Below are 24637 nucleotides of genomic sequence, written 5' to 3' on the forward strand. Positions count from 1 at the left end.
AGAACCCGAGATGACCGTCGAAATGGAGTGGGAGAGCGCGATGTCAAGCATCAGTCCCTCTGAGACCGCAGCCGATCTCGCCGCCGTCGCCGCCCTGCTGGAAATGGCCGACCGGCTGGGCATCGTCCCCCTGCTGGAGCGCGGTGAGCCGGTCACCGCGGCACAGCTGGCGGCGACCGCCGACGTGCCGGAGGAAGGCATGGGCGATTTCCTGTCCGCCCTGGTCGCCGCCGCGCTGCTGGTGCCGACCGGTGTCAAGGAGTTCCGGATCCCGGACGACTTCGCCGACCGGATCTACCAGTCCGGCTACCTCACCTGGTCGTTGAGGGCCAACCAGCCGTACGTCGAGCATCCCGCCGATTTCCTGCGCGACCCGGTCGCCGCCGCCGCGCGGTACCAGCGGAACGGACGTGAGGTGGCGGTCAGTTCCCGGTGGATCGGAAGCCAGGGCTTCTACCCGGCCGCCACCGAGGCGATCCTCGCCGCGCGGCCTCGGCGGATCGTCGACCTGGGCGCCGGCGCCGCCGGTCTGCTGATCGATCTGCTCGGCCGGCTGCCGGACAGCACCGGGGTGGCCCTGGACATGAGTGCCGGAGCGTGCCAGGAGGCGGCCCGCGCGGCGCGGGCGGCGGGCGTCGGCGACCGCCTCGAAGTGGTGGAGCGGCCGATCCAGTCCATCGCCGACGACCCCGCACCGGTGGCCGGTGCGGACGTCATCCACGCCGGGTTCGTCTTCCATGACATCGTGCAGGAGGGCGACGTCTTCGACCGGGTGCTGCGCAGGTGCCGGGAGGCGCTGCGTCCGGGCGGCATCATGGCGATCACCGACGCGGTGCCGTACGCGTCGGCCGAACGCGAGCGCAGGTTCAGCGCGCTGTTCACCTACCTGCACGCCGGTTTCATGAACGTGACGCTGCCTCCGGAGGAGGACTGGCTGGCCCGCTTCCGGCAGGCCGGTTTCGACCAGGCCCGGTGCGTGCCGCACCGGTTCCCCGCCGGCCGGCTCTTCATCGCGGCCAGGTGAGCCGTGCTGGACAGCCGGCGGTGAGGCGCGGCGGCCCGGCAGCCGGGCCTCCCGGACCTCTCGGACCTCTCGGACCCGAGGGCGCTTGCCCGAGTCCGTGAGGAACCGGCAGCGTCCGAGCCGCTGGTGCCTGTGCGGGAGTGCGGCCGGCGCGCCGGGTCCGGGGCGCCGGCTGCGGATCGGCGAGCGGACCCGGCAGACCGGCGACGGCGTGAGCGCGGGTCCCGGCGACCGGTACGGGGCTGCTGTGCCCGGAGGGGTGAGGAGCCGCCCGCCGGCCGTGCGGGTCCGGCTATGCGGGCGACTCCTCGGTGGGCTCCTTGGGCGCCCAGAAGAGCAGCAGGAACTCGACCGGCACGACGGCGTTCTCCTCGTCGTCGGGTCGGTTGAACTCCTCCATCAGCGCGGACAGACGGGACCGGAACTCGGTGGCCCGCTCCGGCGTCAGCCGGCGGTCCAGCGCCACGACCATGGGGCCGAGCGGATCCGGCTGCTCCGCGGCCTCGGGCTCCGGTTGGAAGCGACCGCTGATGATGTCCTGTACGAGCCGGTCGCGGAAGTCGTTCAGTGTCGCGGCGAACGCGTCGGCCAGTTCGCCCGCGTTGCCCGGCGCGGCCAGCAGATCGCGACTCAGCCGCAGGGCGAACTGCGCCACCCGGTACTGGCTTTCCTGAATCCCGGAGACCATCCGGGTCTGCGCCACCTTGATCAGGCCCGCCGCCTCAAGCACCTTGATGTGCCGGTAGAGCCGGGTGGTGGGCCGGTCCAGGAGCCGGGCGATGTCCTTCACCCGGTGCGACGCGCGCACATCGCTCATCATCGTGCGAAGGATCGCCAGCCTCAGCGGGTCGGACAGGGCCTTCAGCGTCTCCACGTCGTCCACCTCCCGGACGACCGCGACCGTGTCGGCATCCTCAGCCATAGACCCATCTCCGTTTCCTCGTAGCGAACCATTCACCCACACGCTATCGTTCACGCATGAGTGAATGCTTACATCAGGGTGATAGTAAGGTCCCCGCCACTCCCGTACCCCTGCGCCGCAACCGGCGTTTTCAGACGCTGTGGATCGGGGCGGCGGCGGCCAACCTCGGCCTCGAAGCCGTGGAGGTCGCCTATCCCCTGCTGATCATGTCTCTGACCGGATCACCGGCGCTGGCGGGCCTCTTCGGCTTCGCCCAGATCGGCACCGCCCTGCTGGTCGGACTGCCGGCCGGTGCGGTCGTCGACCGGTGGGACCGGCGGCGCATCCTGTTGATCTCCGAGGCGGTCCGCGCCCTCACTCTCGCGTTCATCGTCCTCGGCCTGACGGCCGGCTGGGCGAACTTCGGCCTTCTGATCCTGGCCGCGATCGTCCTGGGCGCCGGTACGGCCTTCGGCGCACCGGCCAGGATGCTGCTGATCCGCGCTGTCGTGCCGGACCATCAGCTGACTGCGGCGCTCAGTCAGGACGAGGCCCGCAGCGGAGCCGCCGCCCTGGCCGGACCGCCCCTCGGCGGCGCGCTCTACCTGGTCTCCCGCACGTTCCCCTTCGTCGCGGCGATCACCGGCTTCGTGATCTCGTTCGCCTGCGCCCTGGTGATACGCCTGCCCGCGGCGGAGAAGCCCACCGAGCCGGTGAGCAACGAGCCGGTGAGCGCCGAGCCGAAGAGCGCCCTCGCACCGCTGACCACCGCCTTCTCCGGACTGCTCGAACTGATCAGCGACCGGCTGCTACGGTCCGCGCTGCTCCTGATCAGCATCTTCTACTTCAGCATCACCGCCGCGATCCTGATGGTGATGGTGACCCTGCGGGACCAGCACCACTCGCCGGGCACGATCGGTCTGGCCCTGTCCGGTACCGCCGTCGGCATGCTCGTCGGCTCGGCGCTGGTGACGCGGCTCAACCGGCTGCTCAGCCCCGGCGCGCTGCTGCTCACCGCGTCCACGCTGACCACGGTCGCGGTGGCGCTGCTGGCGCTCCCCCTCGGGCCGGTCTGGGTCTTCGCCATGCTCACCCTGGCGGCACTCGGACTGCCGGCGCTGAAGATCCTCGTCGACATCATGATCTTTCGGCAGACCCCGGACCACCGACGCGGCCGTGCCATCGCCGCGACCATCACGCTCATCGGCGCCGGATCCCCGCTCGGTTCCCTGGTCGGCGGTCTGGCCCTGCAGTTCCTCGGCGTCACCGGCGCCATCGCGCTGATCGCGGGCGTCCAGGCCGTGATCACCGCGGCCGGGCTCGCGAGCCGCCACGTCAGGTCCGCTCGCTGGCCCGCATGAGAACCCTTCTCCTCACGAAAGCGAACTGAGCCATGCTCAAGCAGCCCATCTTCATCGTCGGCCATCCCCGTTCCGGCACCAGCCTGGTACGCAGCCTGATCGAACGCAGCGAGCACGTCTGGAGCATCGGCCGCGAAGGCAAGCCGATATGGGAACGCGACGGCCTGCACCCCAGCCGGCGCGGCTGGCACTCCAACGCCCTGGACGCCTCCGACGCGACCCCCGAGGTGGCGGCGCGGCTGAACGCGGACCTGCTCGCCGCCGCGCGCAGGCCCGGCGCGGAGTGGTCCGTCGGCGACAAGCTCGACTTCCTGGACTTCCTCAGCGCCCAGGGCCCCCAGCCGTACTACTACGACGTGCCGCTCAAGGCCCTCCAGGAGCGCTTCCCGGGCGACCTGCCGGAAGGCCCGCCCACCACGCGCGACGGCGGTGAGCTCGACGAGATCACACCGTTCTGCTTCCCACCGCGCGGCCCGCGCCCCACGGAGGCCGAACTCGCCGACGGGATCCGGCTGGTGGAGAAGAGCATCCAGTCCTGCTTCCGGATCCCGTTCCTGCAGGCCCTCTACCCGGACGCCACGTATGTGTTCGTCATCCGTGATCCGCGTACCAGCATCGGCTCCCTGATGGACGCCTGGCTCAACCCGCGGATGTTCTTCTCCTACCCGGTGCCGGTGCCGCTGCGCATCAAGGGCTACTCGGACGTGTTCCCGTGGGGCAAGCAGTGGTGGAACCTGAGCCTGCCGCCCGGTTGGCAGGACTGGGTGGACCTGCCCCTGGCCGAGGTCTGCGCACGCAACTGGCTGACCCACAACCAGGCCGTCCTGGACGCCGCCCGGAGCATGGCTCCCACCGGCAACTCCGTACTCGTCCGCTACGAGGACGTCCAGGCCGACCCGGTAGCCACGATGGAGGCCGTGGCCGAGGCGGTGAACCTGCCCTTCGCCGACGCCTGGGGCCGAAACGACCTCCCTGTCGTGATGACCCAGACGGTTCCCGACCCGGACAAGTGGCGCCGTCATGAGTCCGAGATCCGTCAGGTCCTGCCGATCGTCCGCGACCTCGCCGAGAGGGCCGGCTATGACGGCAGCTGAACCGTCCGGCGCTCGGCCGGAGGTGGACAGCCGTCATCCGGTCCCGGCCATGAAAGCCATTCAGGTCAGCCGGGCCGGCGGGCCCGAGGTGCTCGAACTCGTCGACCTGCCACGCCCCTCACCGCGAGCGGGCGAGGCGCTGGTGCGGCTCGCCGCCGCCGGGGTCAACTACGTCGATGTCTACTTCCGATCCGGCCTCTACCCGAAGGAACTGCCGTTCGTACCCGGGCAGGAGGGCGCCGGTACCGTCGTCGAGGTCGGGCCCGGGGTGCGTGAGGTGGCCGTCGGTGACGTGGTCGCCTGGGCGAACCTGCCGGGATCCTATGCGGAATACGCGCTGCTGAGCGCCGACCGGCTGGTGCCGGTACCGGACGGACTGGCCCCCGAGCTGGCCGCCGCCACCCTGCTGCAAGGCATGACCGCCCACTACCTGTGCCACGACACCTGTCCGGTCCGGGCCGGCGACACCGTCGTCGTGCACGCCGCCGCGGGCGGCGTCGGCATGCTGCTCACTCAGCTCGTGCGGCTGCGCGGCGGCACCGTGATCGGCACGGCGTCGACCGGGGCCAAGGCGGAGGCCGCGCGCGCCGCCGGTGCCGCCGAGGTCGTCGACTACCGACCGGGCGCGCTGCTGGAGGCGGTGCGCCGACACACCGGCGGCCTCGGCGCCGCCGCGGTGTTCGACGGCATCGGCGGGCCGACGTTCGACGAGAGCCTCGCCGCGCTGCGCCCGCGCGGAGTCCTGGCGGTCTACGGGCAGTCCGGCGGCGCGGTGCCGCCGTTCGACCTCCAGCGCCTCAACGCCGCCGGGTCCGTGTACGTCACCCGGCCGAACCTGACCCACCACATCCAGGACCGGCCGGAGCTGCTCCGCCGGGGAGCGGCCGTGCTCCAACTGGTACGCGACGGACGTCTGCGGGTCCGGATCGGACAGCGGTTCGCCCTGTCCGCCGCGTCGGACGCCCATGCGGCTCTCGAAGCTCGCACCACGATCGCCAAGACAGTGCTCGCCTGCTCCTCGACGCCCCCTCGACAGTGCGTCCCGGCAGCCGGTGGCGGCATCAGCCGTAGGGCCGGGAGTGGTCGCTGAAGTGGAGCCGGGCGGTCGGAGCGTCACGCAGTTCGGCGGCGTCGGCCCTGCTCAACGGCCGCCCCGACGGAGTGGGATGGAGGTGGACGCCGGCCCCGGTGACCGACCAGCCGGTGGACGGTTCCGGTGAAGGCCGGATCGTCCGGTGGTGCGCCAGCAACCGGACCACGGCCTGCGCTCTGGTCGGTACCGCACGGGCCCGGGTGGGGTGGCCCTGAACGGGCACGGGCCGACTCGGCGGGCCCGGAGAGGCCCTGAACTCCCGGATCGCGTCCTCAAGTGTGCCGCCGTCGGGGGGGGGCGGAGCGGCTGCGACGAAGGCGTCGGTGAGTTAGCGGTGCGGGAGCACGGGCCGACCGGAGAGATCCGGTGGCAGCACTTCATCGACAGGGAGTTCCACGGAACCGGGCGGGATCGGCTCCCGGGAGTATCCCTTCTTCGTGCAGTCGCTGTAGTAGGTGCGCAGTCGCCGCGTTCCGCAACGCTCATCGGGCTGTCCGGCCGCCCTGGGAGGTACGAGGCGGTTCCCACCGATCGGTGAGCGGCCCACCGTTCCGGGTGACCGCCGCACACGAACCCGCGGGAACACGGCCCGGCCACCTCACTCGTCCGGATACTCTGCGCGGGTTCCAGCACATCCGCAGGACCGGCGGCGACAACACAGGTGACCAGGACCTGTCGGGCCCGATGCCCGATCGTCAGAGGCCGGTCGAGGCCGGAGCCCGGCCCGTCCTCCGGCACTCCGGCGAGAGGATGAAGCAGACGAGACATCGCCGTCGAGACCGGCCGGTGGCCGGGTCCCCTTCCACCACGTACGACAACGCCTGCCTGTCCGCTTCACGCCGCTGCCCGCGTACCCCGGAGGACCACCGTGGAACCCCTCGTTCTCGATCCCGAAGCCCCCGACCGTGTCGGCGAGGACGCCGAACTCCGCCGCCGCGGCGCCGCCACCCGTGTCGACATCCTCGGAGTCCAGGCCTGGGCGATCACCCACCCCGACCTGCTCAGGCAACTCCTCACGGACCCGCGGGTCTCCAAGGACGCCTCGGCCCACTGGCCCGACTTCGAACGCCAGGTGGCGGTGTGGCCGCTGGCCACGTGGGTCGCCGTGAAGAACATGTTCACCGCCTACGGAGACGACCACCGGCGCCTGCGCAGGCTGATCCAGGGGGCGTTCACGACCCGGCAGACCCGGGCCAGGGCCGCCATGGTCGAGGGCATCGCCCGGCAGCTCCTGGACGACCTGACCGCCCACCGGACGGACGGGCCCGTGGATCTGCGCGCCGCGTTCGCCCATCCCCTGCCCATCCTCACCATCTGCCGGCTCATGGGCGTCGGCAGCGCCCATGAGGAGCCCCTGCGCCGGGCCGTCGACAACGTCTTCGACACGACGCTCACCCAGCAGGAGCAACAGACCAGCGCCGAAGCGCTCTACGCCCTGCTGTACGACCTGATCGCCCTCAAGCGGGACACGCCGGGAGACGACCTGATCAGCGTTCTCATCGCGGCTCGTGGCGAGGACGACGGGGCGCTCAGCGAATCCGAACTGGCCGACACACTGCTTCTCGTCATCTCCGCGGGCTTCGAGACCACCGTCGCTCTGATCACGAACGCGGTCCGCAATCTGCTCGCCCACCCCGGACAGCTCCAACTGGTCCGCGAGGGCAGGGCGGCGTTCAGCGATGTCGTGGAGGAAACGCTGCGGCGGGACGCACCGATCGCCCACCTGCCCATGCGCTTCGCCGTCCAGGACCTCGCGCTGCCCGACGGCACGGTGATCAGAAAGGGCGAGGCCATCCTCGCCGCCTACAGCGCGGCCGGGCGGCATCCCGAAACCTATGGGCCCGACGCCGACGCCTTCGATGTCCGCCGTCAGGAGAAGGAGCATCTGGCGTTCGGCCACGGAGTCCATCTGTGTCTGGGGGCTCCCCTCGCCCGGCTCGAAGCGACCACGGCCCTCACTCTCCTCTTCGACCGCTTCCCCGATATCGCGCCGGCCGTGGACCCGCGGCATCTGGAGCCCGCCCGCTCGATCATCTCCAACAACCCCCGGGCCCTGCCCGTCCTCCTCCACCCCCGCAACTCCCCCGCAGACAACCCGGCATGACGACCGCACCCACCGCGCACCCCAGTCCCGCGGTCACCGCCAACGCGCCGAACCCCACCTCCGCGGGGACGCTGGTCATCCGCTGAGCGGCAGGGACAGCCGGCCGGCCCGCCCGGAGGCTCAGGACGGCGGCTGGGCGGAGGGGATGGCCGGAAGCCATGCCGGGGTGTTGTGGCGAAAACTGTGACCGACCGGGACGATCCCGGAGCCGTTGTCCAGGGCCGAGAGACAGATCCCGAGGTACTCCTCACCGTCGGCCACCGCCCCGAGCGGCGTACCGCACCGGGAGCAGAACCAGCGCTCCACTGTGGGCCAGGACCGGTACGAGCGGGGTGTCCCCGGTCCGGTCCAGGTGAAGGCCGTCGGGCGGAAGCCGGCCCAGCCCATGATCGGGCCGCCGGACAGGCGGGAGCAGTGGGGGCAGGCGCATACGTGGGGGTCGTGGGGCTCTCCGAACGCTTCGAAGCGGATATGTCCGCACAGACAGCCGCCGGTGGACACTGCTGGTGCGGGTGAGTGGTCGTTCGGCATGGGCTTTCCTCACTGTCGCGGCACGGCCGGTGCGGCCGTCGGCCCGCCGACGACGACAGGGCCGGCGGACCGGCTCCGGGCACCGGGGGCACCTCGGGGTCGGCAGCCTGGCACGCCGGTTCCGCGGCCGGGGCACGGCCGCACGGAATCGGGCCATTGCCACCACCGGGGTGCCGCGCGGAACCCATCGCCACCGTGCAGTCGCCGCAGGGGGCAAAGAGGATTTCAGGTTGGCCGGAAACCCTCGGAGGAAGCGGCCGAACGGGCGACGATCCATCGAACGAGGGCGTTTCAAACGCCCGGCCCCCGCGCACACGGCGCGAACCGCGGTATTCGCACAGACACCCGGAAATACCCCCGCCGTCACCCGTTACGGCGCGCCGGGGAGCCCCGTTCTAGAGCACACGTGCCATTCGATGACCTGATGGAGGACACGATGACGCCTCTCCCCGCACCACCGCTCCGGCCCCTCGGATTCGAACGATCGCTGCCGGTCAGGCCTCTTCACGCCCCGCGAGTGCGACCTGTCCGCGCCTCCGCCCCCGCCCGTGGCTGGGCACGACCGGACGCGGGACGGGCGGCATGAACAACCCCGCCGATGAGTCGGCCCGCGGCGTCCCGGGACCGCGCGCCACCCCGCTGCCGCCCCCTGCCGGACCGACGTCCACCGGGCCGGGACACCCGGGGAACCCGCTCCCCGAGGCCGAGCCGCTCTCCTCCGGGGCGGTGAACGGTCCGGGGACACAGATGCAGTTCGTGGATCTGACCGGCAGCCGTGAGGCGGCCGGCCGGTCGATCCGGCTGCGTGACATGGCCAGGCGCCTGCCCCGGCTGGTGCGCCGCTCGCTCGAACTCGCCTGGCGCGTCGACCGGCACGCGACCGTCGGACTTCTGCTCTGCCAGGCCGCCGCAGGAGTGATGCAGGCCCTCGGTCTGCTCGCCATCAGCGGCACCCTGACCGCCCTGCTCAGCAGCGGGGACGTCTACCAGCGCCTTCTGCAGGCATGGCCGTCCGTCGCCCTGCTCGCCGGTGCGGCCGGAGTGCGCGCGCTCCTGGGGATCACCGTCAGCTGGCTGTCCTCCCGGCTCGGCCCACTGATGTCGCGCGAGGCCGAGCAGATGCTGCTCACCGGCTGCGCCCAGGTGGAGCTGTGCGCCTACGACGAACCGGACTTCAACCGGGACCGTGAGGCCGCGGACCGCGGAGCCCAGGTCACCGGGGACCTGGTCGACGAGGGCCAGAACCTGATCGCGTCCTCGGCTTCGTTCCTCGCCGGGGCCATCGTACTGGCCGGAGTGCACTGGATCCTTCTCCCTCTCCTGGTGGTGGCCAGCCTGCCGCAGGCTCTCGCCCAGGTCAGTGCCGCCCGGGTGCGCTACCTCGCCAACCTCCGCAGCAACGGTGACCAGCGGATGCTGTCGGTGCTGCGCTGGCACATCTACAACCGGGAGGCGGCCGACCAGATCCGTGCCGGCACCATGGCCTCGTTCCTGGGTGGCCGGTACCGGCAGACGGTCGGGCGGATCAACCGCGAGGACCGTGGTGCGGCCGACAAGGGCGCTCGTATGTCGCTCGTCGGGGCGCTCTGCGGAGGGCTGGGATCGGCTCTGGTGTGGGCGGCCGTCGTGTGGCTGCTGGCCAACAGCCGCATCAGCGTGGGCCACGCCGGGACAGCGGTGTTCGCACTCCAGACGGTGGGGCAGTCGGTCCGCGGTCTGGTGTCCGTCGGGGCGCGAGCCATGCGCACCGGCCTCTACATGGACGACTGGACCCGCTTCCTCGACAAGGCGGGCGGTTTCCGCATGCGCCGCGGATCGCACCGGCCCGAGGCACCGGAGACGATCGAGGTCGGATCGGTCACCCACCGCTACGCGGGCAAGGACCACAACGCGCTGACCGACGTCACGCTCACCCTGCGCAGGGGCGAGGTCACCGCCCTGGTCGGATTCAACGGATCGGGGAAGTCGACCCTGTCGAAGCTGGTGAGCGGCCTGTACCTGCCGACGGACGGACAGGTGCTGTGGGACGGCGTCCCCACCGCGGACGCCGACCCCGACGCCCTGTGGCAGCGGGTGGCGCTGGTGCCCCAGGACTACGCCCACTGGCCGCTGACCGTGCGCGAGAACATCACCCTCGGGCAGCCCTCCCCCCGCGGCGACGCGGCGGTGCGTGAGGCGTGCGAGGCAGCCGGGGCGGACGAAGTCGTCGATCAACTCGGTTCAGGGCTGGACACGCTCCTCGCCCGTGAGTGGCTCAACGGGGAGGAGCTGAGCGGCGGTCAGTGGCAGCGCGTCGCTCTGGGGAGGGCGTTCTTCCGAGAAGCCGGGTTACTGGTCCTCGACGAGCCGACCGCGAATCTGGACCCACGGGCCGAGTTCCGGATCTTCCAGCGGCTACGGGGCCTGGCCCGGGACCGGGTCGTGCTGCTCGTCACCCACCGCATCACCAATGTCGCCGTGGCCGACCGGATCGTCGTCCTCGACGAGGGCCGGATCGTCCAGGAGGGCACCTACTCGGAGCTCTCCCAACAGCCGGGACTTTTCCAGCAGTTGCTGTCCTTCCAGGTCACGGCCGAACCGGGCGGCGACAAGCACGGGACACACGCGTGAGCCGACCCGGTGCCCGTCACCGCCTCCCGGCCGTAACGGGCACCGGCGTCGTGCGGCGCACCCGCCGCGCCGTCAACCCACCGCCCTCCGGGCGCCGTTACCCGCACCCGGGCTGGAACCCTTGAGACCCCGGGACCCGCGTCCGACCGGGGCAGCGAAGGTCCGGCCGGTGTGTCAGCACTTCCTCGGGCGCCACCGCACGGAACAGGAGTGCCGGCGGACGCGGGCAGCCTGTCCGGCTCCACTCGCAAAGCGATGCGCGGGTCCTGACGGGCGGATAGGCTCCGGACGGGAGGTGCGGGGGATGAGTTTTCGGCTGGCGGCGTATGCCGTGTGCATCGAGGACGGGCGGGTGCTGCTCGCCCGGTGGGTGTCACCGGCGGGCGAGAGCAACTGGACGCTTCCGGGCGGCGGGGTCGAGCACGGCGAAGATCCGTTCGATGCGGTGATCCGGGAGGTCGCCGAGGAGACAGGCTGCACGGCGGTGGTGGATCGCCTGATCGGAGTGGACTCACGGGTGATCCCCGGAGCCGAAGCCCGCGGGGGAGTCGACCACCAGAACGTCGGCGTCTTCTACCGGGTCCGTATCACTGGCGGCCGGCTCCGGCCCGAGCCGAACGGCGATATCGCCGAGGCGGTCTGGACCGGGATCTCCGACGTCGTCGGCCTGCGCCGGTCATCGCTGGTCGACATCGGCCTCTCCCTGGCCCGGGCCCTTCCGGCAACCGGTCACGTCGATCCCGTCCCGGTCGACGGCCTGATCCAGCACTGAAGGCTGTCACCCCTGGCACAACGGTCCGGCCCCGCACGGGGGTCACGGTGGTGGTCAAGCCACTCACGCAAGGCTCAACGGCCCCTACCGCACCGGAGTACGGCAGGTCTCAAACGCGCTCTCGGACCCACTCCCGGAAGGGCAGGACGCGCTCAGCACGCCGAGGTCGGCCAGGGTCAGGGTGGGCGGCGGGAACCCGCTGCCGGTGACACCGGTGACGGGCCGCCCGTCACGACTCATGCCCCGATGCCACGGCGTGCGATGTCGGCGGCGATGCCGTCCAGCACACCGGCAAGGCCTGCGGCGAAGAGGGCGTCGAGATCCCACGGGTTGGCGCCCGCGAGCATGGCGGGGCCGAGCCGTGGGTACGCGCCGGGCTCGTAGGGCCAGCTGTGTTCGGCACCCGGCTCGTGGGCCGTTCGCCGACCGGCGCTTCGAGCCTGCCGTTCCGCCTCCACGTCGCTGACGTAGGTCAGGGCCACCCCCTGTACGTAGGAGGCGAACATGAACATGTACCGGAACGCGTCGGCGGGTTGGAGCCCGAGTCCGTCGAATGCGGAGAAGGCGCTCTCACTGTCCGCCGCGAGTGCCGGGCTGGAGTGCGTCCAGGCCGTCACCAGGACCTTCGACAGGATCCACGGATGGCGGTGGTACAGGTCCCAGTCGCGGTAGGCGGCCCGCTCAAGGCCGTGTCGCCAGTCCCGCGGCGGTGTGCCGGGCAGCGGGACGCCTGTCAGCGCGGCCTCCACCATCAGGGCCACCAGGTCGTCCTTGGATGCGACGTACCTGTACAGGGCCATGGTGCTCACGCCGAGGTCCGTGGCGACGCGGCGCATCGACAGAGCGTCGAGTCCCTCCGCGTCCGCGACATCGATCCCGGCCCGCACGATGCGCTCGACGGTCAGCTGGGGCGCGCTGCCGCCGTCCTCCGGCACACCACTGCCCGCGACACCTCCCTCCGGGGGCCCGGCCGGCGTGTCAGTCCTTCGCGCCCGGTAGGCCCGCGCCCGGCAGGCCTGGGAGCAGTACCGTCGCGGCCGCCCCCGTTCCGCGGGTTCCAGACCTCTTCCGCAGGACGCGCACACGGACTGCTCCGACATCACCACACTCCTTTTCGTCACAAAGTTGACGCTGTGACGAAAGTCTAGCTCACCGGCGCATCGAACCATGCGAACCGAGAATCCAGCGGGTAAATAAAGCTCTTGCGATGAAGGGCGCCGCCCTGCTTATGCTGTACACATCGTGACGCGTACTTGGTACGCGAAGGGTGACGGAATTCATGGCTGCCGGCCTTCGGCCACCGATCGGAGAAACAGGAGTGAGTGCGGGACATGACCGAAGAGAGCAAGCGGGCCGGAGCACGGCAGTGGATCGGGCTCGCCGTCCTCGTACTGCCGTGCGTCCTCGCGTCCATGGACATGTCCGTCATGTTCGTCACGCTCCCGTCCCTGACGGCGGACCTGCACCCGAGCAGTGCGGAACTGCTGTGGATCATGGACTCGTACGGCTTCCTGCTGGCAGGCCTACTGATCACGATGGGCACCCTCGGTGACCGGATCGGGCGGCGGCGCGTGCTGCTGATCGGCGCTGCGGCCTTCGGCCTCGCCTCGGTCCTGGCGGCCTGCTCGACCGGCCCCGAGACGCTCATCGCGACCCGGGCGCTCATGGGCATCGCCGGATCCACGTTGGCCCCCTCCACTCTCTCCCTGATCCGGAACATGTTCTGCGACGAACGCCAACGGGCCACCGCCGTAGGGGTCTGGACAGCCGGTTTCGCCGGCGGCGCCGTCGTCGGCCCCATCATCGGCGGTCTGCTCCTTGAGCACTTCTGGTGGGGCTCGGTCTTCCTGATCAACGTGCCCGTGATGATCCTGCTGCTGGTACTCGGACCGCTGCTGCTGCCCGAGTACCGCGACCCCGAGCCGGGCCGCTTCGACCTGCTCGGCGCCCTGCTGTCCCTGGTGGCCGTACTCGCCGTGATCTACGGCATCAAGACGACGGCGGAGCACGGCTTCGCCCGGCTCGGCGCAGTCTGTGTCGCTGCCGGAATCGGCGTGGGAGTTCTGTTCGTCCGCCGCCAGCGCACGGCCGCCCATGCGATGATCGACCTCGCGTTGTTCCGCACCCGCCGGTTCAACGTGCCGCTGCTCATCGACGCCCTGGCGACCTTCGCGATGGTCGGCTTCTCGTTGTTCAACTGGCAGTTCATGCAGCTCGTCCTGGGCATGAGTCCGTTCGAGTCGGCCCTGTGGTCACTGCCCACGTTCCTCGTGATGCCCGTGGGCATCGCCCTGGCCACCGCGATGGCTCCGCGCGTCGGCAAACCGAATGTGATGGCCGCGGGACTGGTGGTGGCGGCTGCCGGCTACCTCGCGCTGGCTCTCGTCGAGACCGACTCGGGCATCGTGCACCTGGTGAGCGCCCTGGCCGTGGTCTCCCTCGGCATCGGTGGCGTGTCCGCCGTGGTCACCGAGGTGATCCTGTCGGCCGCGCCGCCCGAGCGGGCCGGGGCGGCCTCCGCCCTGGCGGAGACCTCAGCCGAGTTCGGCGGCGCGCTGGGTATCGCGGTTCTGGGCAGCATCGGCACAGCCGTCTATCGCTCACACATGGAGTCCCGGGCCCCCGCCGGCCTCACTCCCGAGCAGCGGGCGGGCGCGGCGGAGACCCTCGGCGCCGCCGCCGAAGCCGCTGCGGCCCTGCCGCACCAGAGCGCGGAGGCTCTGCGCAGGGTGGCCTTCGACGCCTTCAGCCACGAGATGCGGATCGCTGCGGTGGCCGCCCTCGCGGTGACAGCCGGCGGAGCGATCCTGATCGCCACCCTGCTCCGGGGCACACGAGCGGCCCGGACCCGTGGCCGCGCGGCACAGGACGCGGAGCACCTGGCGGAGCCGGGCCGGTGAGCTCGGCGCCAACCGGATCGCCGACGACGACAGCGCGCCGGCCCCGGTGCGCCCAGCGCGGAATTCGCCGACGGACACCGGCATCCCCACCGCCCGCGGCTCGCGCGGTGACCCGGACCCGCCCGTCGCGGCGCCGTCGCACAGGGCGCCGGCCACGAACGTGGTCAGTCCGTGCAGCGTTCCGCGAGCCCTTCTCACCGGCGAAGCGTGGTGAGAAGAGCGTGTCGACGCCCCGACGCACAGGATTCCTTCATTCCAGCCCCCGTCCCGCCACACGTGGAACCCGTACAACGCACCAGGAGGAACCATGCGCCCCATGACCAGGGAAGAGGTGCGCGGCGCGATCGTGAACCTGGACCCGGCCGAGAAGAAGGTCCGGCTACCGGTCTGGTTCGACGACGCCCCATGGCATCGGATCGACTACCTCGGCTGGCGGGACCTGCGCGCTCCGAAGCGCGCCTACCTCGTCACCGAGGCTGACGGCCGGGCGCTGGGAGTGCTGCTGCGGCAGGCCCCGAACGACGCGGCACACGGATCACGCGCGATGATGTGCGATCTGTGCCGGTCCGTCCGCCGGTTCAACGAGGTGTCACTGTTCACCGCCCAACTCCCCTCTCTCGACAAACGCGAACGTCTGAACGCAGTCGGCCTTCTCCTGTGCACCGATCTCGACTGTGCGGTGAAGACGCACACCAAGCCGATCCGCCACGATTTCGATCCCTCGTTCGATGAAACCCTCAGGGCGCGCCGCGAAGGTCTGCGTTCGCGCACGATCGCCTTCATCCGTTCGGTGTCCGTCCCCGACCGGACCGAGCGAAACAGAAGGTGAACCCGCGCCCGACCCACTGGTATCGCTCGGATGGGGAGTCGGCCGCCGCCAGGGCCCATGGCTTCGTCTTCACGATGTGGAGCGGCGCCTGTCGCCCCGGATTTCAGGCCATGCTCAGATCATGGTCCTGACGCGGGCGGCCGGACGAACCCCGAAGGATCTTCACGTACAGGGCTCATTCACAGCGGAATCTCCACTCTGTGATCGATGGAGGGTCGGCGCGGCGTGGGACCGACGTCGGCGGCACCTGGATGACCTGCGAAGACATGTCCATATGGCAGCCAACCAAAATCTCTCCCCTTCTGTGAACGGCCGCTCCCCCTGTAGGCATGGTCGCGGCGGCCCCAAACAACCTGGGGGGCCGCCTCATTCATGTTCCTGGGGGGATTCACCATGTCCAGACTCACCCGCCGTCAGGCCCTCGGGGCCGTCACCGGCGCCGCCGCGGGCATAGCGCTCGTCGGTGTGGCCACCGCGTCCGCGGACACCGCGCCCGACAGGGCGGACGGCGCAGCGGGCGCGCCCGGCGGTGCCGGAGGGCCCGCGCCCTTCGACGAGGTCTTCCAGGGGCGGCGCATCCAGGGTCTGCCCGCCGAGGCTCATGCCCACGCCGGGCACAGCACCGGCTACCGCGTCCTGGTCGATGGCCGCGAACTCCATGTGATGCAGCACGGGAAGAGCGGCTGGAGCAGCCCGATCAACCACTACGAGAGATTCGCCGGCCCGCTCGACGCCGCTCGCACCGCGGTCACCTCACTCAAGGGCGCCTCCGTCGTGCCCTTCGACCCCACTTCCTGAGCCGGGAGCAACTGCCATGACCGTACGCAAGAATCAGGCGAACCTCACGGGTGCCGAGAAGAAGGCATTCGTCGACGCGGTACTGGAAGTCAAACGGACCGGGGTGTACGACGAGTTCGTCGCCGCCCACCGTCTCCGGTTCGCGCTGGACATGAACACCGGGATATACGTGGGCCACTTCGGCCCGTCGTTCCTGCCCTGGCACCGCAAGTTCCTCATCGACTTCGAGAACGAACTCCAGAAGGTCGACGCCTCGGTATCGATCCCCTACTGGGACTGGACAGCCGACAACACCGTCGGCTCGTCGCTCTGGGCGCCGGACTTCCTCGGCGGCACCGGACGAGCCCTGGACGACCAGGTGATGGACGGCCCCTTCGCGTACTCCGCCGGCAAGTGGCCGATCACCATCCAGGTCGACACGCGCCCGTTCCTCGCCCGCAATCTCGCCTACCGCGTCCCCACGCTCCCGACCCGGGCCGAGGTCGACGCCGCCCTCGCCATTCCCACGTACGACTCCGCGCCCTGGCGTGACGGCTCGGCCGGCTTCCGTTCCACGCTGGAAGGAACGGCGGGTTACATGAGCATGCACAACCGGGTGCACACCTGGGTCTGGGGTCAGATGGAGACGAGCGTCTCCCCCAACGACCCGGTGTTCTGGCTGCACCACGCCTTCGTCGACAAGCTCTGGGCCGACTGGCACGCACTCCACCCGACCAGCGCCGAGTACCTCCCCGCCACGGGAACTCCCGACGTGATCGATCTCGACGAGACCATGCCGCCCTGGACCGGCACGACCCCACAGAGCATGCTGGACCACACTCCCTTCTACACATACGCCTGAGTTCTGGGCATGACGGGTCTGCTGCCGGAATCGACGGCGTCCCGCCGTCGGTCTCCGGCCGCGGATTCCTGGCGGGTGCGCCGGTCTCCCTGACGTACCCCTCGGCGAGCGGACGCCCCAGGATCCGGGAACAGGACCGGGGAACGGCGAACGAACGGCGAACCCCCCTGCGTCGTGGGAGACTTCGACCATGGAGGATGTGAGACTGACCTTCGACGACGGCTCTGTCGTACGCCTGCACCTCGCGCCGCGGACCGGTGCTCCGGCGCTCGATCCGGGTGCCGGCGCACGCGCCGCGGAGCGGGAGGGTGATCCGGCGGGCGAGCTGGACCTGCCGCCCGGGTTCGGCGAGGCGCGGCCGGTGAGTTCCGACGGGCGCACGGCGCGGGCCCTCACCCGGAGCGGTCAGACGCTCAGTGACGCGTTGCGCCCTCTCGGCGGGGTGCTGAGCGGCATCCACGACTCCGTCAGCCGGTTCGCCCAACGGCCCGACGAGGTCACGGTCGAGTTCGGTGTCACGCTGGGCAGCGACCTGAGTCTCGGCGTCTTCTCCGGGAGCGGCGAGGCCAGCTTCACCGTCTCGGCGACCTGGAATCTCAACGGCACGAACGGCACGGAGGAAGCCGCGCAGGGGCACCCGCCCGCAGGGCTGCCGAGCCAGGTGGACGGTTCCTGAACCGTATGCGGCTGGATGTGACCCCCTCGCTCGCCGACGCACCCCTGCACCGGGCGTTCGTGTCCGTCCTGGGGCGGGACCAGCCGGTCGGTGCGGGCGTGCTGCTCTCCCCCACCCTGGTCCTGACCTGCGCGCATGTCATCAACAGCGCGCTCGGCCGGCATCGCTTCGACGCACCCGTGCCGTCGCGGGGGCAGCAGATCGGGCTGAGGTTCCCGCATGTCGACCGGGAGCGCGAGCTGATCGGCCGGGTGTTGCCGCACTGCTGGCGGCCTCCGCGCAGCCGCCCCGAGGCCGACCGTCCGAGCCCGCCGGGAGCCGGCGCCCTTCCGTACTACGGTGATCTCGCGGTCGTCGAACTGGACACCGAGGCCCCACCGGGCGCCGAACCGGCCCCCTTCCTGACCCATCGGGACGGCAACGAGGTCGTCGCGCAGTGGGCGAGCGGTCACGCCCTGCCCACCCTCCGGGCGATGCCGCGGGTCTCCTCCCATCCCTGGATCGCGCTCGATGTGCTGGGCGGAACGGTGGCCGAGGGGTTCAGCGGCGGGCCGTTGTGGGACCGGTCGAGGCAAGCCGTCGTCGGTCTGGTCGTCGCCGCTCATGAGAGCCGCGCGCGCGAGGAGGGCCCCGCACCGGCCGCGCGGTACGCCCCACCCGCCGCGATGTACGCGATCGGGCTGTCCTCCATCGAGTCCGAGCTCCCCGGCCTTCCGCCTGTCGCTGTCCCCGCCGCGGGCCGGGGGCGGCAGCAACTCCTCGGCGCCCTGGAGAAGTTGCTGCCGACCCGCAGGGAGGTCATGGCGTGCGAGGAGCGGCTCGCCGCGCGGCTCGGACGACGGTCCTCCGGTCCGGCCGCCGACATCGAGCGACTGGCCGGCATGGCCATGGGCGTACGCCGGGGCGTCCCCGAACTGCTCAACATCGTCTACGAACAGCTCGCCGAACTGCGGGCCGGCTCCCCCGCGACCGACCCCGACTGGGAACGGGCGCTCGGGATCGCACGCATCGTCAGTCCGAGGGAACGCCTGTCGTCCGGGCAGCGCCGCAATCTCAACGCCCTGCTCGCCGAGTGCCGCGCCACCGAACCGGACGCACTCGTCCGCGCCGTGCTGCCCTACGCGGACGAGGTGCCGCGGCCCTGCGATCTCGCGGACGCGACGGACATCCTGGAGTGTTACGACCCCCAACCCGGCCAGCCCATGCCCCCGTTGTTGCAGGGGGTCATCCACATCAGCGTCCAGGAGCGCGCATCGGGCGCCTACCTCGCCGACGATCTGGACGCGTGGGTGCGCAGCACCGCGCCCCGGCTGGGCGTGGCGCCGGCGGCCGTCGCCCAGTTCCGGGCGGATGTGTCGGCGCACGCCGGAGCGCGTGGAACGCGACCGCCGCGCACCGACCCGCCCCGGGTCCAGGTCGAGCTGCTGCCCGTGTCCACCGGCCATCTCTTCACGTACCAGATCTGGGTCTGGAGCGGTGACGGGCGGCACGAGGTGGTCCTGACCGAGGACACCGAAGTCTCCAGTCACCGCGTCGTGGAGGCCATCCGGCAGGTGCTGCGTACCGAGGTGGAGGAGCATCCGGAGACGGCTCTGGTCGAGTTCTTCGTGGCCCCCGCCTGGCTGCGGCTCGACGTGGATGCCTGGGAGTTCCCGGGCAGCGCCGACGACGGGGGCTTCCGGCCCGGCATCACCCGCCGTGTGGTGCTGCGGAGTTCGGAGCGGACCCGGGAGACGCACGCCGGGTGGAAGCGTCGCAGCAGCGCGCTGCCGTCCTCGCCCCGGCTGCTGCTCGATCAGCGCTCCTGCGACCCGGCGGTGGCCCAGGCCAGGCTCGAAGTGAATCCGGAGGCCGGGATCGTCGTCGTCTGCTGCGACCGGCAGCACCAGGGGCTGGTGCTGCGGCAGTGCATCCAGGCCGGGGTCCACACCGTGCTGTGGCACCGCGAGGAACACGGCGGGCGGATCGCGGCGGACCTGCTGGCGCTGGTCGAGGGTGTCGATCACGCGCGCATCCCCGAAGCGGTCCGTCTGGAACGGGCCAAGGCCATGGCCGACCCGGACTGCACGACCCACCACGGGCGTGAACTGTCGCTCCTGCACGACGGGCCCAACCACCGGCCACCGCCCCTGGCACCCGCGCCGTGGGCCCTCATCCAGCCATGAACCCGTCCCGACGAGGAGACCGCGTCGTGCCGCATCCACGCGCCACAGCACCTGGTGACAGCAGCTCGCCCGCCGAACCCTGGTGGGTGTTCCGCGGCCCGTCCGATCTGCCCGAGCCGCCACCGTGGCGGCGCTTCCCCGCCGCGCGGCGCAGCCCCGGCTCGCAGCGCTATCTCATGAACGCCGACGAGATCGCCGTGGTCAATGCCGCGCTCCATCTGCGGCGCCCCCTGCTGGTGACGGGCCGTCCCGGCACCGGGAAGAGTTCGCTGGCCCGCGCCCTCGCCGAGGACCTGGGACTGGGCGAGGTGCTCCGCTGGTCGGTGAACAGCCGGTCGACACTGCAGGACGCCCTCTACCGGTACGACGCCGTCGGCCGGCTGCGCGAGGCGTCGCTGCAACGTGAACGCGAGGCGCCGCGCGGTCCGGCACGGCGGCTCAAGAGGCGCGGCGCGCAGAGCTCGGACATCGGCAACTACCTGCGTCTGGGGCCGCTGGGAACAGCGCTCGCCGCCACCGGCGGCCCTCGGGTGCTGCTCATCGACGAGCTCGACAAGTCCGATCTGGATCTGCCCAACGACCTTCTGGTGGTGCTGGAGGAGGGCGAGTTCGAGATCCCCGAGCTGGCGAGGCTGCCCGAACACCAGCAGACCGCGGATGTTCTCGTCACGGGCAGCAGGGAGCGGATCCGGGTGCGGCGCGGCCTGGTGGCCTGCGAACAGTTCCCCGTCGTCGTCATGACCAGCAACGGGGAGCGGGACTTCCCCCCGGCCTTCCTGCGCCGTTGTGTCCGGCTCGACCTGCGCGACCCGGACGAGGCGAAGCTGCGCGACATCGTCCGGCAGAACCTCGGTGAGGCGGCCCTGGCCGAGGCCGACGACCTGATCTCCGAATTCCTCCGGAAGGCGGCCGTGCAGAGCCTGGCCACCGACCAGTTGCTCGCCGCCGTCCATCTGCGGGTCACCGGGGCCGATCTCACGCGTGAGGAGCTGCTCGGCGCGGTCATGCACCGGTTGGACGAAGCGTTCCCCTCATGATCGACCGGATGCGGGTGCTCCTGGATTCCCTGGGGTACGACCTGGCGGCGCCCGAACTTCTCGATGTGCTCTGGCTCGCGCGGGCGATGGGCCGTGAATCACCGGCGCCCGAACCCGGGGCCGGCACCCCGACGGTTCAGCCGGGTGCTCCGCCCCTCATGGAGCCGGTGGGGGACGCCGCCGGGCCCGAATCCCCCGTCGCGCCGTCACGGGCCGCCCACGATCCGCGCGTGCCGGCGCCCGCCGGGGAGCCGGCCGGGCGACCGCACCGCCTGTACGCCTCCGACGGCGGCGGCGCCCCGGACGGCACCGGGACCCGGGCCCGGTCCGTTCGTGCCCCGGGTCCCCGGGCGCTCCCGGGCACGCAGCCGCTGGCCCGTGCGCTGCGCCCGCTGCGCGGCTACCGCGACCACCGGTACCGGACAGTCGCGGACATCGAGGCCACGGTCAGGCTCACCGCCGAGTCGGGTGTGCTGGACGTGGTGGACCGGCCGGAGCAGGAGCTGCGGCACACGGCTGTCCTGCTCGTGGACGACTCGCCGTCCATGCGGCTCTGGCAGCCGCTCGCGCGGGAGGTGAAGCGTCTCCTGGAGCGAGCCGGTGCCTTCCGTGCGGTACGGGTGCACCGGTTCGCCCTGGGGGACGGTCACCGCCCCGCCGGGACTCCGCGGACGGAGTCGCCCGTCACCTTCGTGCTGACGGACGGTGTGGACGAGGCGTGGCAGAGCCCCGCGGCGGACCGGTTCATCGAGGCTTGGGGGCGCGGTGGCCCGCTGACCGTGCTGCCGCCGCTGCCGCGACGGCTGTGGCGTGGCACCGCGTTCGACGCACAGCCCCGTCCCGTCGTGGCGGAGCGGCCTTTCGCGCCCGTCCGCGAGCTCCGGGTCCTCGATCCGCTCGCCGGTCTGCCGGTCGGGCGGACGGCGGACCGGCCCGCCGTCCCGGTCGTCGCGCTCACACCGTCCTCACTGTCCGCGTGGGCCCGGCTGCTCACCCGTCCGGGCACCCCCACGCTGGTGGACATCGCCCTGTTCGACACCGGCGACGGGACGTCGCGAACTGCCGGTCCTCCCCCTCCGGCGCTTCCGCGGCAGCGTCTGGAGCGCTTCCGGGCCTCCTTCTCCCCGGACGCCTACCGGCTGGCCGTCCGGCTCTCCGCGATCAGGCCGCTCAGCCTGCCGGTCATCCAGCTGGTACGGATCGCCTCGCTGCCCGGTACGTCACCGACGGCGGTCGCCGAGGTTCTGCTCGGTGACCTGCTGCGGCCACTGGCGGACGGCGGGCCGGGAGACCTCCGTCTGCCGACGTCGGCCGGGGGCAGACCGGCCGATCCTCTCTACGACTTCAGACCCGGCGTCCGGGACCTGCTGGCGAGCGGGCTCAGCGTGGAGCAGTCCATCGAGGTCGTGGAGGCGGTCGGTGAGGCGCTGGAGCCCCACCTCGGCCGGATGCCCGACTTCGCCGCGCTGCTCGACGATCCGGGCGGGAACGAGCACCGCCCGGCGGGCGCGTCCGCCTTCGCGGTACTGGTCAGCCCGGTGCTGGACAGGCTGTACGGCAGGACCACACCGGTCGCGGAGGCTCCCGGCGCGCCCCGGGCCCCCCTGCGGTTCACGGTCTTCGGTCCGCATCTCGCCTGGCGGGGCACCGAGCCGGTCCCGATGGGATCGCCTCGGCAGAAGGCGGTACTGGTGGCTCTGCTGCTGCGCGGAGGCCGGGCCGTGGACGACGCGACGCTCGTGGAATCGGTGTGGGGTGGGCGGGCGCCCGACGGCAGGACGCGGACCGTGCGGTCCTATGTCTCCCGGCTGCGGAGGGCGTTGGCCTCCTCCGGAGTCGAGATCGACGACACGGCGAACGGCCACCGGTTGTCGGCGCAGGGCGAGAGGGACGAGCCGGATCTGGATCTGACGGCCGCCGAGCGGCTGTACGAGCAGGCGAAGACGGCGCGGGCGGCGGGTGACCTGGCAGAGGCCCGGCGTGCGCTGACCGATGCGCTCGCCCGCACCGAGGGATCCCCGCTCGACGGGATCCCCGGCCCCTTCGCCGCGGGACAGGCCACCCGCCTCGCGGAATGGCGCCTCGCGCTCCTCGAATTCCGGATCGAGCTCGATCTGGAGGCGGGGGATCATGCCGGGCTCCTTCCCGAACTCACCGCCCTGACCACGGCGAATCCGATGAACGAACGGCTGCGCGCGCAGCTGATGCTCGTCCTGTACCGCAGCGGACGCCGGGCCGAGGCCCTCGCGGTGTACGCCGACACCCGCAGAACGCTCGCCGACGAGGCCGGCCTCGACCCGGGCCCGGAGCTGACGAGGCTCCAGCAGCGCATCCTGAACGGCTCCGACCCCCGTCAGCTGGGCATCACCCCACACGCTAGGTCCGTCCTCACGGCTTCACCGGTCACGCCACCGCCGGCGGACGGGCTGAGCTTCACCGTGCTCGGCCCCGTACGCGTCCGGCGCGGGCGCGACCCACTGCCCTCCGGCTCACCGCAGCAGCGGGCCCTTCTGGCCGGGCTGCTGCTGCACGACGGCCGGACGGCCACCGCGGCCGAGCTGATCGACGCGATCTGGGGCGACGATCCGCCCCCACAGGCACCGGCCGCGCTGCGGGCATACGCCTCCAGGCTGCACAAGGCCCTGGGCCCCGATGTCCTGGTCTCCGCTGGAGGAAAGTACGCCCTCCGGGTCCCTGCCGACTCACTGGATCTGGACCTCGCCCAACAGCTGGCCACCGAGGCCGAGCGGGCCCGGAGCGACGGCGATCTCCTTCAGGCCCGCGGCCTGATCAACAAGGCGCTGGGCCTGTGGGACGGCGAGGCGCTCGCCTCCGTACCGGGCCCGTACGCGGAGATCCAGCGCACCCGGCTGGAGGAATGGCGCCTCCAGCTCACCGAGACCCGTCTCGACCTGGACCTGGAATCCGGCCTCCACGCGGAGGCGGTCTCCGAACTGACCGCGCTCACCGCCACGCACCCGCTGCGCGAGCGGCTGCGCGAACTGCTGATGGTCGCCCTGTACCGCAGCGGACGCCAGGCCGAGGCCCTCGCGGTGTACGCCGACACCCGCCGACTGCTCGCCGAGGAACTGGGCGTCGACCCGCGCCCGGAGCTGGCCCGGCTCCAGCAGCGCATCCTCCGGGCCGACGAGGAGCTGGCCCGCCCGGCCGACGGACCGGCACCCCCGTACACCACGGCCGTTCCTGCGCAACTCCCCGCACGGGTAACCGACTTCACCGGCCATCAAGACGATCTGCGGGAGGTCACCGAGCATCTGGGCCGGGCTGACGGTTCGGTCGTGACCATCGCGTCCCTGGGCGGCCTGGGAGGCATCGGCAAGACGACCCTCGCCGTCGAGGCCGCCCACGCCGTCCGGGCCCACTTTCCGGACGGCCAGCTCTACGTCGACCTCCAGGGCCCCGGTCCCCGGGCGGCGGAGCCGGAAACGGTCCTCGGCTCGTTCCTGCGCGCGCTCGGCACCGCCGACTCGGGTATCCCCGACACCCTGGACGAACGGGCCGCCCTGTACCGCTCCTCGCTGGAGGGCCGCCGTGTCCTGGTCCTCCTGGACAACGCGCGCGACGTGGCCCAGATCCGCCCCCTGCTCCCCGGCACGGCGGGCTGCGCGGCCCTGGTCACCAGCCGGGTCCGCATGGTCGACCTGGCCGGCGCCCGCCTGCTGGACCTGGACGTGATGTCCCCCGAGGAAGCACTCCAGCTCTTCACCCGGATCGTGGGCGAGGAACGCGTGGGCGCGGAGCGCGAAGCCGCTCTGGATGTGGTGGCCATGTGCGGCTTCCTCCCCCTGGCCATCCGTATCGCCGCCTCCCGCCTGGCCGCCCGCCGCACCTGGACGGTCTCCGTCCTCGCCGCCAAACTGGCCGACGAGCGCCGCCGGCT

18 protein-coding genes and 1 pseudogene are annotated in these 24637 nt (G+C 71.6%); 16 read left to right on the forward strand and 3 right to left on the reverse strand.

Translation table 11 applies throughout. The features are described 5' to 3' along the window. Positions 1 to 40: 40 nt before the first annotated feature. Complete coding sequence (locus ABT170_RS27085) at positions 41 to 1024, forward strand: class I SAM-dependent methyltransferase (protein WP_351871589.1); 984 nt, start codon at positions 41 to 43, stop codon at positions 1022 to 1024. 292 nt (positions 1025 to 1316) lie between these two features. Here ABT170_RS27085 and ABT170_RS27090 read toward each other — a convergent pair whose 3' ends face one another. Next, positions 1317 to 1946 (reverse strand): helix-turn-helix domain-containing protein, encoded by a 630-nt coding sequence (locus ABT170_RS27090; RefSeq protein ID WP_351871592.1) that lies wholly within the window; start codon positions 1944 to 1946, stop codon positions 1317 to 1319. A 56-nt stretch (positions 1947 to 2002) separates the two neighbouring features. On the opposite strand from ABT170_RS27090, the gene ABT170_RS27095 reads away from it, so the two are divergent. The 4 genes from ABT170_RS27095 (at position 2003) to ABT170_RS27110 (ending at position 7577) form a co-directional block, all read left to right on the forward strand. Next, on the forward strand, positions 2003 to 3286 hold the full coding sequence (locus ABT170_RS27095) for an MFS transporter (RefSeq protein ID WP_351871594.1): 1284 nt from the start codon (positions 2003 to 2005) through the stop codon (positions 3284 to 3286). Between the two features lie 32 nt (positions 3287 to 3318). Beyond that, on the forward strand, positions 3319 to 4380 hold the full coding sequence (locus ABT170_RS27100) for a sulfotransferase family protein (protein ID WP_329944437.1): 1062 nt from the start codon (positions 3319 to 3321) through the stop codon (positions 4378 to 4380). A 49-nt stretch (positions 4381 to 4429) separates the two neighbouring features. After that, the gene (locus ABT170_RS27105) at positions 4430 to 5470 is read left to right on the forward strand and encodes a quinone oxidoreductase family protein (protein WP_351871597.1); all 1041 of its coding nucleotides are present in this window, start codon (positions 4430 to 4432) and stop codon (positions 5468 to 5470) included. 871 nt (positions 5471 to 6341) lie between these two features. After that, positions 6342 to 7577 carry a cytochrome P450 family protein gene (locus ABT170_RS27110; protein ID WP_351871600.1) on the forward strand — a complete coding sequence of 412 codons (1236 nt, stop codon included), beginning with the start codon at positions 6342 to 6344 and terminating at the stop codon, positions 7575 to 7577. 120 nt (positions 7578 to 7697) lie between these two features. Here ABT170_RS27110 and ABT170_RS27115 read toward each other — a convergent pair whose 3' ends face one another. Next, the gene (locus ABT170_RS27115; protein ID WP_329944433.1) at positions 7698 to 8108 is read right to left on the reverse strand and encodes a GFA family protein; all 411 of its coding nucleotides are present in this window, start codon (positions 8106 to 8108) and stop codon (positions 7698 to 7700) included. Positions 8109 to 8855: 747 nt separating this feature from the next. Between ABT170_RS27115 and ABT170_RS27120 the strand changes: the two genes are divergently transcribed. Both ABT170_RS27120 and ABT170_RS27125 read left to right on the forward strand, forming a co-directional pair. Continuing rightward, positions 8856 to 10718 carry an ABC transporter ATP-binding protein gene (locus ABT170_RS27120; RefSeq protein ID WP_351871635.1) on the forward strand — a complete coding sequence of 621 codons (1863 nt, stop codon included), beginning with the start codon at positions 8856 to 8858 and terminating at the stop codon, positions 10716 to 10718. 304 nt (positions 10719 to 11022) lie between these two features. Beyond that, entirely contained in the window at positions 11023 to 11490 is a 468-nt protein-coding gene (locus ABT170_RS27125) for an NUDIX hydrolase (protein WP_351871603.1), read from the forward strand. Between the two features lie 236 nt (positions 11491 to 11726). Here ABT170_RS27125 and ABT170_RS27130 read toward each other — a convergent pair whose 3' ends face one another. Beyond that, positions 11727 to 12425 carry a TetR/AcrR family transcriptional regulator gene (locus ABT170_RS27130; protein WP_351871607.1) on the reverse strand — a complete coding sequence of 233 codons (699 nt, stop codon included), beginning with the start codon at positions 12423 to 12425 and terminating at the stop codon, positions 11727 to 11729. A gap of 396 nt (positions 12426 to 12821) precedes the next feature. Between ABT170_RS27130 and ABT170_RS27135 the strand changes: the two genes are divergently transcribed. The 9 genes and pseudogenes from ABT170_RS27135 to ABT170_RS40640 all read left to right on the forward strand — a co-directional run. Further along, entirely contained in the window at positions 12822 to 14390 is a 1569-nt protein-coding gene (locus ABT170_RS27135) for an MFS transporter (protein ID WP_351871610.1), read from the forward strand. Positions 14391 to 14706: 316 nt separating this feature from the next. Further along, positions 14707 to 15219, forward strand: a complete 513-nt coding sequence (locus ABT170_RS27140; RefSeq protein WP_351871613.1) for an FBP domain-containing protein — start codon at positions 14707 to 14709, stop codon at positions 15217 to 15219. A 393-nt stretch (positions 15220 to 15612) separates the two neighbouring features. Then, complete coding sequence (gene melC1, locus ABT170_RS27145; RefSeq protein ID WP_351871616.1) at positions 15613 to 16017, forward strand: apotyrosinase chaperone MelC1; 405 nt, start codon at positions 15613 to 15615, stop codon at positions 16015 to 16017. A gap of 16 nt (positions 16018 to 16033) precedes the next feature. Beyond that, positions 16034 to 16858, forward strand: a complete 825-nt coding sequence (locus ABT170_RS27150; protein WP_329944427.1) for a tyrosinase family protein — start codon at positions 16034 to 16036, stop codon at positions 16856 to 16858. Between the two features lie 190 nt (positions 16859 to 17048). Beyond that, complete coding sequence (locus ABT170_RS27155; protein ID WP_329944426.1) at positions 17049 to 17534, forward strand: CU044_2847 family protein; 486 nt, start codon at positions 17049 to 17051, stop codon at positions 17532 to 17534. A gap of 5 nt (positions 17535 to 17539) precedes the next feature. Beyond that, a complete protein-coding gene (locus ABT170_RS27160) occupies positions 17540 to 19699 on the forward strand; it encodes a VMAP-C domain-containing protein (protein WP_351871621.1) in 2160 nt (719 codons plus the stop codon). Continuing rightward, positions 19696 to 20736: an AAA family ATPase gene (locus tag ABT170_RS27165; RefSeq protein WP_443034324.1), complete on the forward strand. Its 1041-nt coding sequence runs from the start codon at positions 19696 to 19698 to the stop codon at positions 20734 to 20736. Before ABT170_RS27160 ends, ABT170_RS27165 begins: the two co-directional genes overlap by 4 nt. A gap of 86 nt (positions 20737 to 20822) precedes the next feature. Further along, positions 20823 to 23012 (forward strand): annotated as a pseudogene (locus tag ABT170_RS40635) (SAV_2336 N-terminal domain-related protein); the annotation flags it as partial. Positions 23013 to 23162: 150 nt separating this feature from the next. Next, positions 23163 to 24637 (forward strand): AfsR/SARP family transcriptional regulator (locus tag ABT170_RS40640; RefSeq protein WP_502970573.1); only part of this gene is annotated, 1475 nt, incomplete at its 3' end.

This window comes from Streptomyces sp. NPDC001787, assembly GCF_040297465.1.
Lineage (GTDB): Bacteria > Actinomycetota > Actinomycetes > Streptomycetales > Streptomycetaceae > Streptomyces.